Consider the following 16,380-nt stretch of genomic DNA (forward strand, 5'->3'; position numbering starts at 1 on the left):
CAGGCACTGGAAACCCGCTTCCCCGAGGCCGGTGAACTGGGGCCGGATGTGCTGGAGTTTCTGGCCATCGCCCATGAGCAGAACTGGATCGGTTATGTCTGAGCAGCCGTCCCCTCAACAGCAGAAGCCCCAGCACCAGAGCCAGCCGCTCTGGCTGCTGGCCGAGCTGACCTACAAGTGTCCGCTGCAGTGCCCCTACTGCAGCAACCCGCTGGATTTTGCCGCCCATGGCGAAGAACTGACCACCGATCAGTGGATCGAGGTGTTCCGTCAGGCACGCAAGATGGGCGCCGCACAGCTGGGCTTCTCCGGTGGCGAGCCACTGGTACGCCGGGATCTGGAGCAGCTGATCGCTGAAGGGCGCAAGCTGGGTTACTACACCAACCTGATCACCTCCGGTATCGGCCTCAATGCGGACCGGATCGCGGCTTTCCGTGAAGCCGGACTGGACCATATCCAGATCAGCTTCCAGGCCTCGGACGAAACGGTCAACAACATGCTGGCCGGCTCCGACAAGGCGTTCCAGCAGAAGCTGAAAATGGCGCGTGAAGTCAAAGCCCAGGGCTATCCCATGGTGCTCAACTTCGTCACCCACAAACACAACATCGACCGGATCGACCGCATCATCGAGCTGTGCGTGGAGCTGGAAGCGGACTTTGTCGAACTGGCCACCTGCCAGTATTACGGCTGGGCCTACGAGAACAAGGAAGCCCTGCTGCCGACGCAAGCACAGCTGGAGCGGGCCGAGCGCATCACCAACGAATACCGTGACAAGCTCGCCGCTGAGGGCAACCCGATCAAGCTGATATTCGTGACGCCGGATTATTACGAAGAGCGGCCGAAGAAGTGCATGAACGGCTGGGGCGAGATCTTCCTGACCGTGACGCCGGATGGCACCGCCTTGCCGTGTCACAGCGCGCGCATGCTGCCGATCGAGTTCCCCAATGTGAAGGACAACACCCTGCAGCATATCTGGCATGAGTCGTTCGGCTTCAACCACTTCCGTGGCGATGACTGGATGCAGGAGCCCTGTCGTTCCTGTGACGAAAAGGAAAACGATCTGGGTGGCTGTCGCTGCCAGGCCTATATGCTGGCCGGTGACATGAACGCGGCTGACCCCGTGTGCAGCAAGTCACCACATCACCAGAAGATCCTTGACGCCCGCGCGGCCGCTGAGCAGACGAGTGCGGATGCGCCCATCACCTTCCGCAACGACCGCAATTCCCGTGTCTTTGCCAAAGGCTGAACGCCTTTTTCGCCTGTTCAGGCCCTGTTGAAAAGTCGCTGAAACAGCGGCATTCTCAGGGGTCTCCCGCCAAGAATTGGCTCCAGGCGAAAGGACTTACAAGATGAAGCCCGTTATTCAGGAAGAAACCACCGGCTGTGGCATCGCTGCCTGTGCAGCGCTTGCCGGCGTCAGCTACAAGGAAGCCAAACAGCTTGCCGGCACTCTGGGTATCCGAGCAGCCGATAAGGCGCTCTGGTCCGATACCCAATATGTGCGCAGGCTGCTGGCGGCATTCGATATCTCGACATCATCTTCAGAAGCAGCCTTCACATCCTGGGATGCTCTGCCTGATCGAGCCCTGCTGGCGATCAAATGGCACCTGGAGCAAGACACGCCATTCTGGCACTGGGTGGTATTCGTTAGAGAAAACGGCGTGGCCAGAGTACTGGACTCCAAACAGGCACTTAAATCCAATACCCGAAAGGATTTCGGCCGCATCAAGCCGAAGTGGTTTATCGAAGTCACCGGCTAACCTAACTTCCAGAAGGAATCATACGATGATCGCAGCTCAGGCGCGGGATATGGCCGCCTACAACCGCTGGATGAATGAGCGTGTGTACGCAGCCTGTGCACAACTTTCAGATGAACAGCGCAAGCAGGACCGAGGTGCCTTTTTCGGCTCCATCCATGGCACGCTGAACCACCTGCTGGTGGGCGATAAAATCTGGCTGGGCCGCTTCACTGATACGCCTTTCGGTATCGCTGGCCTGGACCAGGAGCTGCATGCCGATTTCGATACCCTGCTTGCAGACCGTGAAGCAACCGATCGCAGGATTACAGACTGGGCTAACACTTTAACGGACGAGTCCCTGCAGGGCACTTTGGAATATACCAGTGTGGTGAATCCTCAGCCCCGTCAGTATGAAATGTGGCTGGCGGTCGCACACTTCTTTAACCATCAAACCCACCATCGCGGCCAACTCACCACCCTGCTGAGCCAGGCCGAACAGGATTGCGGCGTAACTGACCTTATCTGGCTGCCCGATGTTATGGAGCGCAACAGCTTGTAATACCACAGAGAAGGCCCAACGCCCCCATGAGGAAAAATGAGCAACTATTTTGACAGCCCATTCAAGGGCGTCCCGTTGACCGAGCAGGTTACCAACCCGAATATCAAGGTCGGCCGCTACAGCTACTACTCCGGCTACTACCATGGTCACTCGTTTGATGAGTGCGCACGCTACCTGATGCCGGACCGTGACGATGTGGATAAGCTGATCATCGGCAGCTTCTGCTCCATCGGAACCGGTGTATCTTTTGTCATGGCCGGCAATCAGGGCCACCGTCATGACTGGATTACGTCTTTCCCGTTTTTCTACATGGATGAAGAACCTGCCTTTACCGACGCCATCAATGCCTATCAACCGGCGGGCGATACGGTCATTGGCAATGATGTCTGGATCGGTGCTGAAGCCATGATCATGCCCGGTATCAAGGTGGGCGATGGCGCAGTTATCGGCAGCCGCGCACTGGTTACCAAAAATGTTGAGCCCTACACGATTGTCGGCGGCAACCCGGCTAAAGTGATCAAGCAACGCTTTTCGGATGAGGAAGTTGAAAAGCTGCTGGAAATGAAATGGTGGGATTGGTCGCAGGAGCAGCTCAAGGGTGCCATGCCACTGCTGTGCTCGGGTGATATTGCTGCACTTTATACTCACTGGAAAGGTCTGGCTGCCTGAATCCCGCAACGGGGAGCCCGGCGACACGCCAGGCTTCCCGTTTAGGCTCCTAATCACTCGCCGTCAAGAATCAATCCCGCTCTCCAATCGGCACCATGATGTGTGCGTAGGGCGTCCCTTTCCACATCACATAGGGTCCACCTGCATCGGGGTTATCGGTAATGGAGTCGGCCAGATCGCCGGGAACAATAAGCATCAGGTGAGGGCCTTCCCTGATGAAATCATCCGCATTCATATGATCGGCATGGTAAGGGTCGGAGTTACTGACGCCTCCTTTCTCCCCATCCCCCTGCAACATGTACGAGAACCCCATTTGACTGGCTTCATAGGGCGCCTTGGTTCCTACGGCCTGCATCATTTCCATCCATACAGCATCGTTACACATGGGTGAACCATCATCAGGCATTGTTTCGGGTAAACACACCCAGCCATTGCTGCCTTCTGCCAGCACTTCACCTCTATACATGACCGTTGCATCTGCACTCACCATCGAAGGTGCTGCAGAGCGTGCCTGCTCTATCAAAGCGCCGTGATCCTCGGCCTGCGCTGACTCAGTGACTGCGGCCAGTCCTGCCATAACCAGCCATTTGCCTATCAACGTTTTCATTTTACTACCCTGCTTTTTATTTCTCGGGTACTACTGACCGCTTGCCAGCAAATTTTGGCAACTGACAAGTCGTGCTGGTAAGTGTAGTTCAGGCCTACATGGCGGACTCTACAGGGCACTGAAAAGGGAATACGGGAGAATGCAGGGTATTCAGCTGATCGGCCGAAACAAGGAAGACCTCAAAGTACTCAAAATCGCTCACGCCTATGAGCAAGCCGCAAAGCTGACACAAACCAATCCTACACTGGTTAAGTCATAACCGAAGAAAAGAGGGCTCAGGCCCTCTCGTTCCCGACAGCTTAAAAAGGTAATCGCCATGTTCGCTGGTATCAGTATCTGACAGCTGTTGATTGTATTTGCAATCATTATGCTGCTGTTTGGCACCCACAAACTGCGCTCGGCAGGTACGGACTTGGGCAGTGCCTTGAGTTCGTTTCGCAAAGCGGTCAATCACGACGAGTAACACTCGTGCAGGAACTGGCGCTCTCCCCTTCCGCCAGTTCCTGCTCTTACGGCGGTTATCTGGCACTGGAGGCACAGTGCATGCTGATATACTCCTGACACGACTGAACCAAAAGGAGTTGCTGCATGCTCAGCGTGCTGTCTATTACCGCCCCCATTTTCATCCTGATTGGCCTGGGCTTCCTGGCTGTTAAAAGCGGCATCCTGCCTGCAGCCGCTGCACCTGGCATGGGGCGCTTTGTACTCTACTTCAGCCTGCCGGCACTGATTTTCGGGACGCTGTCGCGCATGGAGTTCAGTGAGGTCATCGAGCCCAACTACCTGCTGGTGTATGCAAGTGCATCCCTGTTCGCACTGCTGGTCGGCGTCATCCTGCACCGTAAGCTGGTGGGCAATACGCTGCCGTTAAGCGGCGTCAAAGGCATGGGCATGGCCGTCTCTAACAGTGCCTTTATCGGCTACCCGGTGCTGTTACAGGTTTTCGGCGAGCCACCCGCTCAGGCGTTTGCCATGTCATTGATGGTGGAGAATCTGCTGATCATTCCACTGGCCCTGATCATCATCGAATCAGGTGGAAGGGATGACAGCACTTCCAGACGCCAGCATTTCGCTACCGTGTTTACGCGCGTACTGAAGAATCCGTTGGTACTGGCCATCGGTGCCGGGATGCTGGTTTCGCTGCTGCAACTGCCTCTTCCTCAGGTCATCGACAAGACCCTCAACATGCTGGCGCAGACCTCGGCAGCGGTCGCCCTATTCAGCATCGGGGGTGTTCTGGTAGGTACTTCCATTCGAGGTAATGTCTCGGCTATTCCGGCGGTAGTAGCGGGCAAGTTGCTGCTGCACCCTTTGCTGGTGTTCCTGCTGCTGATGCTGGTACCCGGGATGGATCAGGACCTGAGGCTTTCCATGCTGCTGCTCGCATCCATGCCCATGTTCAGCGTATTCCCGATCATTGCAGGCAACTACGGCTTTGGCCAAACCAGCGCCAGCATTCTGATCATCACCACTCTGATGTCCTTCTTTACGCTTACATTGATGATTGCACTGCTGACCTGAAGCAATGAATAAAAAGTAAGTATTTACATACATTGAAAAACCTGCCATTTGGAGAGTATTCACTGGATATTCAACCACTAAGAGCGACCATAAATGGGAACTTTCGGTACATTATCAGCGAGCTTATGCGCCAGCTGGATGGGGATAAACCCACCTACGGACTTTCGCTTTAGGCTTGTGATCGGATATGGAACTGTCGTGAAATGGTAATGACTTGCAGCCAAGGCTGTGCGACGCTCTACAACTCGCTTGATCCTACCTGCTGATGTTCAAGGACAGACTTATGACGCATACACTCAGCGATTTCCCCCTGCAGACCTACGACAAGCTGCGCTTTGCCGATACCGACAGTCAGGGACACGTTAACAGTGCCGTATTTTCCACCTTTCTGGAAACGGGCCGTGCCGAGATGCTCTACGATGCCGAAGCCCCGCTGGTGGCAGAGGGTGCCGTCTATGTGATCGCCAAACTGGACCTGCAGTTACTGGGTGAGGTCCGCTGGCCCGGACGTGTGGATATCGGCACAGGCGTTTTGAAAGTCGGCAACAGCTCAATGACGCTTTATCAACAGCTGTATCAGAACGAGCAGTGCGTCGCCACGGCTGAGACTATCATCGTGCAGATGAACGAAACAACACGTAAATCCCAGCCGTTATCATCTCAGGCCAAAGAGGCCCTGAGCCGGTTTCTGTTGACTCAGGCTTGAGGAGACGGGCTTCCCGCACACTTGTCCAGCCATAAAAAAACGCCGACTCTCAAGGAGCCGGCGTTTTGTTTTTGAGCTCACACCACCCGGGGCAGGTTTAGCTCAGATCAAAGCGATCCGCGTTCATCACCTTGGTCCAGGCCGCGACGAAGTCCTTGACGAACTTCTCCTTGTTGTCGTCCTGAGCGTAAACCTCAGCATAGGCGCGCAGGATTGAGTTGGAACCGAACACCAGGTCGGCACGGGTGGCTGTCCATTTAACGGCGCCACTGTTGCGATCGACAATCTCGTAGCTGTTCTTGCCGGTCGGCTTCCAGCTGTACTGCATGTCGGTCAGATTGACGAAGAAGTCATTGCTCAGCACGCCTTCCTTATCAGTAAAGACACCGTGTTTGCTGCCACCATGGTTGGTGCCCAGCACGCGCATACCACCAACCAGTACAGTCATTTCCGGTGCGGTGAGGCCCATCAGCTGGGTACGGTCCAGCATCATCTCTTCCGGGCTGACCACATAGTCGCCTTTCACCCAGTTGCGGAAGCCATCATGCAGCGGCTCCAGGTACTGGAAGGAATCGGCATCGGTCATCTCGTCTGTGGCATCACCACGCCCCGGTGCGAAAGGCACCTTGATGCTGACGCCTGCATCCTGAGCGGCCTTCTCAACCGCTGCAGTACCGCCCAGTACAATCAGGTCGGCCATGCTGACCGGCTTGCTCAGACCAGACTGCACACCTTCAAGCGCCTTGAGGACCTTGGCCAGGCGGGCAGGTTCGTTACCTTCCCAGTCTTTCTGAGGAGCCAGGCGAATACGGCCACCGTTGGCGCCGCCACGGAAGTCGGAACCACGGAAGGTACGCGCGCTGTCCCAGGCGGTTGCAACCAGTTCGCCCACACTCAGGCCAGTGGCCAGAATCTTGCCCTTGATGTCCTCTACTTCAGCGTCCGTCAGGGTGTAGTCCACAGTCGGGATCGGGTCCTGCCAGATCAAATCTTCACTGGGCACATCGGCACCCAAATAACGGCTTTTCGGCCCCATGTCACGGTGGGTCAGCTTGAACCAGGCGCGGGCAAAGACATCATCGAAGTACTCGGGGTCCTTGTAGAAACGCTCGGAAATCTTGCGGTATTCCGGATCCATTTTCAGTGCCATATCGGCATCGGTCATCATCGGCATGCAGCGGATGGAGGGGTCTTCCACATCCACCGGCATATCCTCTTCCTTGATATCCACAGGCTTCCACTGGTTGGCGCCCGCCGGGCTCTTGGTCAGCTCCCACTCATGGTTGAGCAGCATATCGAAGTAACCATAGTCCCACTTGGTCGGCTCGCTGGTCCAGGCACCTTCAACCCCGCTGGTCACGGTGTTGCGGCCGATACCACGACCCACCTTGTTGTTCCAGCCAAGGCCCTGTTCTTCTACGTCAGCACCTTCAGGCTCAGGCCCCAGATCATCGGCATTACCGTTACCGTGTGCTTTACCCACTGTATGGCCACCGGCCGTCAGGGCCACGGTCTCTTCATCATTCATGGCCATACGCTCAAAGGTGACACGCATGTCCTGAGCAGTTTTCAGCGGATCAGGGTTACCATCCACCCCTTCAGGGTTAACGTAAATCAGGCCCATCATCACGGCTGCCAACGGATTTTCCAGATCACGTTCACCGGAATAACGCGAGCCCTCACTGCCGGTCGGCGCCAGCCACTCTTTCTCGGAGCCCCAGTAGGTATCTTTTTCCGGATGCCAGATATCGGGGCGACCACCGGCAAAGCCGAAGGTTTTGAAACCCATGGATTCATAAGCCATGTTACCGGCCAGGATGATCAAATCGGCCCAGGAAAGTTTGTTACCGTACTTCTTCTTGATCGGCCACAGCAGGCGGCGCGCCTTGTCGAGGTTACCGTTGTCAGGCCAGCTGTTGAGCGGAGCAAAGCGCTGGTTGCCGGTGCCACCACCGCCGCGACCGTCGGCCACACGGTAGGAACCTGCAGCATGCCAGGCCATACGAATCATCAAGCCACCGTAGTGACCCCAGTCGGCCGGCCACCAGTCCTGGCTGTCGGTCATCAGCGCCTTGAGGTCATTCTTGACCGCTTCCAGGTCGAGCTTCTTGAATTCTTCTGCATAGTCGAAGTCTTCGCCCAGTGGGTTTGTCTTGGTGTCATGCTGGTGGAGGATGTCCAGGTTGAGCGTATTCGGCCACCATTCCATATTATCGTTACCGCTGGCGGTGTTGCCGCCATGCATGAAGGGGCATTTACCTGTGTTGTTCTGGCTCATTTCCATTTCCTCTGCTTGTTATCCAAAGACTCACAAACCGGTGTTCATAAGTGCCTGATTGCTCAGGAAACACCGTTCTCAACCTTGAGTTGGACCTGTTGTGTTTTGGTTAGCTTCAGACTAGACGCTGGCTGTGGATTAGCCAAAGTGACATTCCTAATGGCAACGATAGGCAAGACCTATCGGAATGCATGCAAAGCCCGGATGAACCCGAAACTGATCTGTTATGCAGGCAACTGTTCCTGCTCAAACCGGTTTCGCCCGGCATGCTTGGCGTTGTACAGCGCCTGATCAGCACTTCGAAGCAACGAATCGGCTGTCATTATTTGTGACAAATCCCGGTTACACACCAGGCCAATGCTGATAGTGACCTGAAGGAGTTCACCGGTTTCGGTCCTGAACTCCAGCTCACGTACCCGTTGCAGCAGGCGCTCGGCCAGTTTGGATGCCTCACCCGCGTCCGTGTTCGGCAAAATCACGGTAAACTCCTCACCACCGTAACGACCGATGCTATCCACCTTGCGCAGCTCATCCCGCAGTGCCTGAGCCACTGCAATCAGAACCCTGTCACCCTGAGCATGACCAAAACGATCATTCACCTGCTTGAAGTGGTCCAGGTCGATCATCATCAATGCCAGGGGTGAAGCAAAACGTTGTGTCCGCTCGACTTCCTGCTCCAGCCGGCTCATCAATTCTCGACGGCTTAGCACACCGGTCAGATAATCAGTCTCTACCAGTGATCTCAGTCGTTGCTGCACCGATTCACTGCCCATCAGGCGCTGCCAGAAGCCGACGGTCAGGCTCGCCAGCACAGACGCACACACCACCAGAACCGCCCAAACCCAGAGATGCATGTTATCCACCCGTTCAAGCATGCCATTGACCAGAGGGTCCATGCGTTTGGCATCGCGGCTGAAGCTGATGCCGCCACGCAGATCCCCGATTTTGTAGCCCATCTGTTCATGGCACGGCAGGCAGCTGTGGACAATATTAAGCCCTGCCATATAGCGATAACGCCCTTCAAACAACTCCACCCGCTCCAGCTCTCCGCTTTGCTCCATCCAGGTCAGGGCAGAGCGCTCCCATTCATCCGGTGCATTGGTAGGGTTAAGCGGTTTAAGGCTGGTAATGCGCAGGGCCACATCCTGGCCCTCAAGCTGCTCCGATATCTGCCGCGTCATATAAGCAGGGTTGATACGCGTCAGCTGGCGCCCATGGTTATCTGTGATGTCTCTATCCGGCAGGCGTAAATAGGGATTCGGAGAGATCTCAGGGGACACGGGAACATAGACGCCCTCCGTATCAGCATTCCAGTGACGTGCTGCCCGAATCAACTCGAACGCCGCACGCCTCTGGGCCTGGAACACGGACAAACTCGCCCCTTCGAGCGCATTCCGATTCACCAGCCAGGAAAAGCCGACGATAAGGCTGCACAGCAGCACGACGATAAGGTTGATCAGGAACAGCTGGCGCAGTTGCATCCATTTCCCACTCTTGAAGACTCCTTAAAGAATATAAGGGTTTGCTCAGGCTTCAAGCATCTGCCCATCTGTTTTTTTCCTGCAATTGTCTGTTGATCACTAAACAGACAATTGCTTCACATATTAACTCTATGTATACTACTAAGGTCTAACACACATTTTGGGGAGTGTTGTTATGAACCAGAAGCACTACACCGGTCTTGCCAATGAAGATCGTCGTATCCACCAGGAGCTGGTGGCCATGGGTTACACGGATGCCGAGGCATCTGAAAGCCAGGGTGCTGTTGCCAAGCTGTTCAACCAACTGACCGACCTGCTGACGTGGATGCGTTGGAAAGGGGAAGTCGGTGTCTATGGTTGCCGTATTGGCGCACCGCGTCACGTCTGCAAGGCGTAACGCACGATCTTCACTTCATGGTGTTGATTCCTTATCTGTTGTTTGTTGTTTGATGCCCACAGGTTCTACCTGTGGGCATTTTTTTCGCCTGTCGTTTGTACCTGCCTCAAAAATCCATCCCGGTTTCTCTCACGTAAATCTCAGTTCTACGTCTACGGAGCAAACCTGTGCCTTCTCCCCGCTTGCGGCTGATCCTGGGTGATCAGCTAAGTCTGAATATCAGCAGTCTCAAAGATATCGATCCCGAGCAGGATCTGATTCTGATGTGTGAGCTACACAGCGAAGCAACCTATGTGGCCCATCACAAAAAGAAACTGGTTCTGGTGCTGGCAGCCATGCGGCACTTTGCCAAGACGTTGAAGGAAAAAGGCTATCGCGTCTGCTATCGACGCCTCGACGATACGGACCGGGATTCTGACTTTATCCGAGAAGTTGAGCATATTCTCAACGCCTCCGGCTGCCGCCACTGTGTCATCACCAAACCTGGCGAATACAGATTGCTGCAACAGTTTCAGCAGTGGCAACAGACCTCGGACGCACATATTGAACTGCGCGAAGATGACCGTTTTCTGTCCTCAACAGACGATTTCAGAGAGTGGGCTCAGGGCAGGCGTCAGCTGCGGATGGAGTACTTTTACCGCAACCTGCGCAAGCGCTACGGTATTCTGATGCATGAGGGCAAACCCGTAGGTGGGCAATGGAATTTTGACAGTTCCAACCGCAAGGCCATGCCCGCAGACCTGACACCACCCGCCCCTGCCCGCTTTGAACCGGACAGCATCACCCAAGGCGTTATCGACCTGATTCAGACAGGCTTTCCCGACCACTTTGGAGAGCTGGATGACTTTCACTATGCCGTCACCCGCGCCCAGGCACTTGAGGTACTGAACCAGTTCATCCGTGAACGCCTGCCCCTGTTTGGTGACTACCAGGACGCCATGCGCCAGCAGGATCCCTGGTTGTTTCATTCCCACCTGAGCTTCTATATCAACCTGGGATTACTGGATCCTCGTGAGGTGATCGAAGCGGCTGAAACGGCTTATCAACAGGAAAAGGCGCCTCTCAACGCCGTCGAAGGGTTTATCCGCCAGATTTTGGGTTGGCGCGAGTATGTGCGTGGCCTCTACTGGCTGCAGATGCCGGCATATAAAGAAGGCAACTACCTGAAGGCCGACCGCCCCCTGCCCGGACTCTACTGGGGGCAAAATACCGCGATGAACTGCCTGCACCAATGTGTGGAGGATACGCGCCGTCATGCCTACGCCCATCATATCCAGCGGCTGATGGTGCTGGGTAACTTCGCTCTGCTGGTGGGGGCCAACCCCGCAGAGGTGAATGAGTGGTATTTGCTGGTCTATGCCGATGCCTATGAATGGGTGGAGCTGCCCAACGTGCAGGGCATGATCCTGTTTGCCGATGGTGGCCTGATGGCCAGCAAACCCTACGCAGCCAGCGGTGCCTATATCAACCGCATGTCGGACTATTGCCAACACTGTCGCTACGACGTGAAACAGAAAACGGGTGCCAAAGCCTGCCCTTTCAATTATCTGTACTGGGATTTTCTGGCACGTAACCGGGAGCAGCTGGAACAGAATCCGCGCCTGGGGCTGGCCTATCGCAATCTGAACAAGATGTCAGACGATGCCAGAGAAGCCATTCAGGAGAGTGCGCGTATCTTTCTACAGCAGCTGGACTGAATCAGCGCAGCAAGCTGCCCAGTGAGCCGGGTGGCAGGGTATCCAGAGGTTGCTTGCGGTATTTGAGCAACTGTGTCTGGCGCAATTTCTCAGCCGGCTCCAGTGGTAGTCGGTCCGTGAGTCGCAGATAGCGATCCACCATGCGGAAACGCTCATCGCGTTTGCTGGCATTATCACGCGCCGCCTCCAGGAATAGCTGGGCCAGATTCAACAGCGCCGGTACATTACCCGGATCGTACTCGATGGCCAGGCCAAAATAGCGGATCGCCTGAGACAGCTTACCGGCCAGGTAGTGTTTAACGCCCAGACGGTTAACCTTGTCGCTCATGGCATGGTCGCGACGCACTCCACCCTTGGCGGCGGGCTCCTGAGTGGTTTCAGGCTCAAGCATGGGTACCTTGTCACCGGACAGCAGCAACTGCTCGCGATCCAGTTGCAGAGGCTGCTCAAGTGACTGGTTATGCTCATTGGCAACAGAACGAAACTGCTGTGCCTGGGAAGCTTCCCCCAGGTCTTCACAAATCTTGGCTCTGAGCAGGTTGGAGCGCACCTTGAGCGTGTTATCCCTCGGAAAAGCAAACTCGGCGTTATTCAGCACCACATCGAAATCGTTACGCAGATCAATCTGGCGACGGCTGTCCGCATCCAGCATTTCCAGGCGTCGAATATTGGCCAGACGCAGATAGGGCTCAGGGGAACGGTAGCAACTGCGGCGCCCCAGCTGGATGGATTTGCGGTAGGCTCCTTCGGCCATATCCAGCACACGGGTTTGGGTCGCGACTCGCCCCAGTTCCATCTGGCGCGGAATCCCCATGGGGGACTTGGACGTCGCCTGTTTCAGAATATCTCGCGCGTCATCAAGATCACCGTTTTTCTCATGCACCTTGGCCAGCAGGTCATAGGCCGAGATCAGCAACGGGAAGTTTTCAATCAGGCTGCCCAGCAGCTCTTTGGCTTCATTCAACCGGTTCATGGCCGCCAGAGATTCGGCCATCACCAGGCCAATTTCCTTGTCCTGAGTCTGCCAGAACAGGGGTTCCAGCACCTCATAGGCTTCGTCCGGTCGTTTAAGCTGTATCAGCAGACTGGCTTTAAGGCGGCAGGCGTAGTCGTAGTTAGTGTCCTGACGCGGGATATCGTCACAGGCGATGACAGCACCTTCCAGATCTCCGACTTCGATGGACTGCTCCACCGGTCGCAGTACCTGCTTGCGCAGGACCAGCTGATCAAGACGACTTTTGAGTTCGTCGATGGTAAAGGGTCGGGTCAGCAGATCGTCAGGACGGCTGTCGATGGCATGCAACACCACCTCCTGAGACGCATCGCTGGTCATGAAAATCCAGCCGGCGGTAGGTCGGATATAGCCCCGGTAACGTGCCTCCTCGAGCAGCTGCATACCGGTGACCGAATCGCTGCTGTTGTGGCCCAGCAGAATAATGTCGTAGGAGGACTCCTGAATCAGCGTCAGCACCTTGTCGTTCACCGTGGTGGCGAGAAGGTTTTTCACGCCCAGTTCGCGCAACATGTAGTAAATCGTCGACCGCAGATTACCGCTGCTGTCGATCAGGAGTACGCTTTTATTAGAGTAGTCGACTGTCCTGGACGCCACTGTGGCTGTTTACCTATTACCAAACGCTGGGAACCCTTATCGGGCGGGGTTGCTAACAGTATACAGAGGGAGGTGCGGGCGCAGAAGACTCGGGCAGAGACAAACAAAAAAACGCCGAGCATCGGGTGAGCATGCTCGGCATCAAAGACAGTTCTATGCTGTGGGTTCACTATAGAGAATCACCGGGTGGGCGTTTATGATGTCGATCAATTTTTGCGCTGCAACGAACTGACCCGCATCAATTAATACCAACGCCTAACACGCCTGCCTGCCGTTTTCCTCTAAAATGTCGACAATACGAGGAGAAAAATAAAGACAATGACTACGGCCCTGATTTCACACAAGGACTGCCAGCTGCACAACCTGGGTCCTGAACACCCGGACAGCCCCATTCGCCTGGCGGCGATTCACAAGGTACTGGAACGTACCGGCCTGATCGACCAGCTGGACCAGATCACGGCGGTACCTGTTACCGAAGAGCAGATCTCGCTGGCACACCATCAGCTGCACAGCAAGCGCCTGGATGCCCAGCAACCCGGCTCCGGCATTGTCTATACCGACGATGATACCGCCATGTGCCCGGACAGCATGAATGCTGCACGGCTGGCAGCCGGCGGCGTTATTCTGGCGGTTAACCGCGTGCTTGCCGGCAAGGCCGAAAATGCCTTCTGTGCCGTGCGCCCACCCGGCCATCACGCCGAGTACAATCTCGCCATGGGCTTTTGCCTGTTCAACAATGTGGCCATTGGCGCTGCTCATGCACTGCAGCAAGCCGATATTCAACGCGTCGCCATCCTCGACTTTGACGTGCACCACTGCAACGGCACTGTGGATATCTTCAAGGACCGCCCCGAAGTACTGGTCTGCTCGACCTTCCAGCACCCCTATTACCCGGAGCGCTACCACCAGATCGATCGCCCCAACATCGTCAACTGCCCGATCGCGGCGCACACCGAACCACATATTTTCCACCGCGCCGTGGAAGAGCATTGGCTGCCGGCACTGGATGCACACAAGCCGGACATGATTTTCATCTCTGCCGGTTTCGATGCACATAAGGAAGACCCCATGGCCGACCTTAACCTGGATGAAGAGGACTTCCGCCAGGTGACCAAGGTGATCAAGGCCGTAGCCGAGCGCCACTCACAGGGCCGCATCGTGTCCGTGCTGGAAGGCGGCTACAACCCTGTCGCACTGGCATTCAGCGTGCAGGCACACCTGGAAGTACTGGCCGGTTTCTGATCCGGCCTTTCCTTTCTTCTCGTTACAGCCTGTAAACAGGCATAAAAAAACGGAGCCCTGGGGCTCCGTTTTTCGTTCAAGGCTCTGTCGCTGTATCAGCCGACAAACTTGATCATCACACCGGCCGCTACCGCCGAGCCGATAACACCGGCCACGTTCGGACCCATGGCGTGCATCAGCAGGAAGTTCTGCGGGTTGGCTTCCAGACCCAGCTTGTTGGATACACGCGCCGCCATAGGCACCGCGGATACACCGGCTGAACCGATCAACGGGTTGATGGCATTGCCACCCTGCAGCTTGTTCAGGCCCTTGGCCATGAGAACACCACAGGCGGTACCGATACCGAAGGCAACAATACCCAGCACCAGAATACCCAGTGTCTGCACATCCAGGAATTTGTCGGCAGACAGCTTGGAGCCAACGGACAGACCCAGGAAGATGGTGACGATGTTGATCAGTGCGTTCTGGGCGGTATCGCTCAGACGGTCCACAACGCCACATTCACGCATCAGGTTACCGAAACAGAACATACCCAGCAGCGGTGCCGCATCCGGCAGCAGCATGGCTACCAGGATCAACAGCAGGATCGGGAACATGATCTTTTCGACCTTGGATACGTGACGCAGCTGGCTCATGCTGATCTTGCGCTCGGACTCGGTGGTCAGGGCACGCATGATCGGCGGCTGAATCAGCGGTACCAGAGCCATGTAGGAGTAAGCTGCCACAGCAATGGCACCCAGCAGGTGCGGAGACAGCAGGCTCGCCACATAGATCGCCGTCGGACCGTCAGCACCACCGATGATACCGATAGCCGCTGCGTCCTGAATGCTGAAGTCCAGAATGCCAAAGCTGCTCAGCGCGACAGCACCCAATACGGTAGCAAAGATACCGAACTGAGCCGCAGCGCCAAGGAACAGCGTCTTGGGGTTAGCCAGCAGCGGACCGAAATCAGTCATGGCACCAACACCCATGAAGATGATCAGCGGAGCGGCACCGGAGGCGATCGCAACGGTATAGAAGTTGTACAGCATACCGTTGTTGTAGCCATTATCCTGCGCAACCAGACTGGCGGCCGCGTGGGTGCTGGCATTGGAGTTGTGGTATGCATGCGCCAGCTCGTGCACGTCGGTACTGTTGACACCCAGTACACTCGCCAGGCCCTGCAGCACTTCCGGTTTGGCAAAGTGGATCGCATTTTCCACTGCCGACATCGCCAGACCCGCTTCCGGGATATTCGCCAGAATACCGCCGAAGCCGATCGGAACCAGCAGGAGCGGCTCAAAATTCTTGCGGATAGCAAGAAAGAGCAGCACCAGACCAATAATCATCATGGTCAGCTGGCCAAAGGAGATATTGTATACCCCCGAGGCCAGCCACAGATCGAGTAGCTTATCCATGCAGCGTTACCTTAGGCCAGGGTGACCAGAGAGTCACCGACCTGAACGGCATCACCCTCTTTCACGTCTACGGAGACCACAGTACCGGCGCGCGCGGCACGGACTTCAGTTTCCATCTTCATCGCTTCCAGGATAACCAGCACGTCGCCTTCCTGAACAGCCTGACCAGCAGCAACCTGAACCTTCCAGATGTTACCTGCCAGCGGTGCACCTACAGGCTCACCGGAACCTGCTGCAGGTGCAGCTGCCGGAGCAGCGGCGGGCGCGGCAGCCGGAGCCGACTGAATGGAGGACACATCGCCGCCCTCAGTCACCTGAACCACGTAGTTCTGGCCGTTAACGTTGATTGTGTAGACTTCCGGTCCGTTGTTTTTCGGGGCTGCCATGGTTTTTGCGTCCTCAAGAGTCGGTACAGGTTCAAAGGCGTCAGGGTTACCGCGGTTTTCCAGGAATTTCAGGCCAATCTGCGGGAAGAGAG

The 16,380-nt window shown here is 55.9% G+C and carries 16 protein-coding genes; 10 read left to right on the top strand and 6 right to left on the bottom strand.

From position 1 onward, the window contains the following. The first annotated feature begins 94 nt into the window (after window positions 1-94). The 4 genes from pqqE (at window position 95) to catB (ending at window position 2,967) form a co-directional block, all read left to right on the top strand. Complete coding sequence (gene pqqE, locus ACN0SO_RS26705; protein ID WP_417682845.1) at window positions 95-1,246, top strand: pyrroloquinoline quinone biosynthesis protein PqqE; 1,152 nt, start codon at window positions 95-97, stop codon at window positions 1,244-1,246. Window positions 1,247-1,349: 103 nt separating this feature from the next. After that, window positions 1,350-1,760: a hypothetical protein gene (locus ACN0SO_RS26710; RefSeq protein ID WP_417682847.1), complete on the top strand. Its 411-nt coding sequence runs from the start codon at window positions 1,350-1,352 to the stop codon at window positions 1,758-1,760. Window positions 1,761-1,785: 25 nt separating this feature from the next. Then, on the top strand, window positions 1,786-2,298 hold the full coding sequence (locus ACN0SO_RS26715; protein WP_417682849.1) for a DinB family protein: 513 nt from the start codon (window positions 1,786-1,788) through the stop codon (window positions 2,296-2,298). Between the two features lie 36 nt (window positions 2,299-2,334). Beyond that, window positions 2,335-2,967, top strand: coding sequence for a type B chloramphenicol O-acetyltransferase (gene catB / locus ACN0SO_RS26720; protein WP_417682851.1), 633 nt, complete (start codon window positions 2,335-2,337; stop codon window positions 2,965-2,967). 70 nt (window positions 2,968-3,037) lie between these two features. Here catB and ACN0SO_RS26725 read toward each other — a convergent pair whose 3' ends face one another. Beyond that, a complete protein-coding gene (locus tag ACN0SO_RS26725) occupies window positions 3,038-3,574 on the bottom strand; it encodes a hypothetical protein (RefSeq protein ID WP_417682853.1) in 537 nt (178 codons plus the stop codon). Between the two features lie 346 nt (window positions 3,575-3,920). Here ACN0SO_RS26725 and ACN0SO_RS26730 point away from each other — a divergent pair, with 346 nt between their 5' ends. The 3 genes from ACN0SO_RS26730 (at window position 3,921) to ACN0SO_RS26740 (ending at window position 5,801) form a co-directional block, all read left to right on the top strand. Next, window positions 3,921-4,037 (top strand): twin-arginine translocase TatA/TatE family subunit, encoded by a 117-nt coding sequence (locus ACN0SO_RS26730; RefSeq protein ID WP_417682855.1) that lies wholly within the window; start codon window positions 3,921-3,923, stop codon window positions 4,035-4,037. A 125-nt stretch (window positions 4,038-4,162) separates the two neighbouring features. Beyond that, a complete protein-coding gene (locus ACN0SO_RS26735) occupies window positions 4,163-5,095 on the top strand; it encodes an AEC family transporter (protein ID WP_417682857.1) in 933 nt (310 codons plus the stop codon). Between the two features lie 283 nt (window positions 5,096-5,378). Further along, window positions 5,379-5,801: an acyl-CoA thioesterase gene (locus tag ACN0SO_RS26740; RefSeq protein ID WP_417533419.1), complete on the top strand. Its 423-nt coding sequence runs from the start codon at window positions 5,379-5,381 to the stop codon at window positions 5,799-5,801. A 97-nt stretch (window positions 5,802-5,898) separates the two neighbouring features. On the opposite strand, the gene katG is transcribed toward ACN0SO_RS26740, so the two are convergent. Together katG and ACN0SO_RS26750 are read right to left on the bottom strand one after the other, a co-directional pair. Then, window positions 5,899-8,079 carry a catalase/peroxidase HPI gene (katG, locus tag ACN0SO_RS26745; RefSeq protein ID WP_417682859.1) on the bottom strand — a complete coding sequence of 727 codons (2,181 nt, stop codon included), beginning with the start codon at window positions 8,077-8,079 and terminating at the stop codon, window positions 5,899-5,901. A 224-nt stretch (window positions 8,080-8,303) separates the two neighbouring features. Continuing rightward, window positions 8,304-9,560 carry a diguanylate cyclase gene (locus tag ACN0SO_RS26750; RefSeq protein ID WP_417682861.1) on the bottom strand — a complete coding sequence of 419 codons (1,257 nt, stop codon included), beginning with the start codon at window positions 9,558-9,560 and terminating at the stop codon, window positions 8,304-8,306. A gap of 175 nt (window positions 9,561-9,735) precedes the next feature. On the opposite strand from ACN0SO_RS26750, the gene ACN0SO_RS26755 reads away from it, so the two are divergent. Beyond that, window positions 9,736-9,957: a hypothetical protein gene (locus ACN0SO_RS26755; RefSeq protein ID WP_010322719.1), complete on the top strand. Its 222-nt coding sequence runs from the start codon at window positions 9,736-9,738 to the stop codon at window positions 9,955-9,957. Between the two features lie 167 nt (window positions 9,958-10,124). Further along, window positions 10,125-11,654 (top strand): cryptochrome/photolyase family protein, encoded by a 1,530-nt coding sequence (locus ACN0SO_RS26760; RefSeq protein WP_417682863.1) that lies wholly within the window; start codon window positions 10,125-10,127, stop codon window positions 11,652-11,654. A 1-nt stretch (window position 11,655) separates the two neighbouring features. On the opposite strand, the gene ACN0SO_RS26765 is transcribed toward ACN0SO_RS26760, so the two are convergent. Continuing rightward, window positions 11,656-13,263, bottom strand: a complete 1,608-nt coding sequence (locus ACN0SO_RS26765; RefSeq protein ID WP_076464551.1) for a tetratricopeptide repeat protein — start codon at window positions 13,261-13,263, stop codon at window positions 11,656-11,658. Window positions 13,264-13,581: 318 nt separating this feature from the next. Between ACN0SO_RS26765 and ACN0SO_RS26770 the strand changes: the two genes are divergently transcribed. Beyond that, window positions 13,582-14,505: a histone deacetylase family protein gene (locus ACN0SO_RS26770; RefSeq protein WP_417682865.1), complete on the top strand. Its 924-nt coding sequence runs from the start codon at window positions 13,582-13,584 to the stop codon at window positions 14,503-14,505. Between the two features lie 95 nt (window positions 14,506-14,600). Here the strand turns inward: ACN0SO_RS26770 and ACN0SO_RS26775 are convergent, their stop codons facing one another. Together ACN0SO_RS26775 and ACN0SO_RS26780 are read right to left on the bottom strand one after the other, a co-directional pair. After that, complete coding sequence (locus ACN0SO_RS26775) at window positions 14,601-15,902, bottom strand: sodium ion-translocating decarboxylase subunit beta (RefSeq protein ID WP_076464548.1); 1,302 nt, start codon at window positions 15,900-15,902, stop codon at window positions 14,601-14,603. Between the two features lie 11 nt (window positions 15,903-15,913). Next, window positions 15,914-16,380: biotin/lipoyl-containing protein (locus tag ACN0SO_RS26780; RefSeq protein ID WP_417682867.1), on the bottom strand; the 467-nt coding region annotated here is incomplete at its 5' end.

The sequence above is a fragment of the Roseibium sp. genome (assembly GCF_048260565.1).
In the GTDB taxonomy this organism is placed as follows: domain Bacteria; phylum Pseudomonadota; class Alphaproteobacteria; order Rhizobiales; family Stappiaceae; genus Roseibium.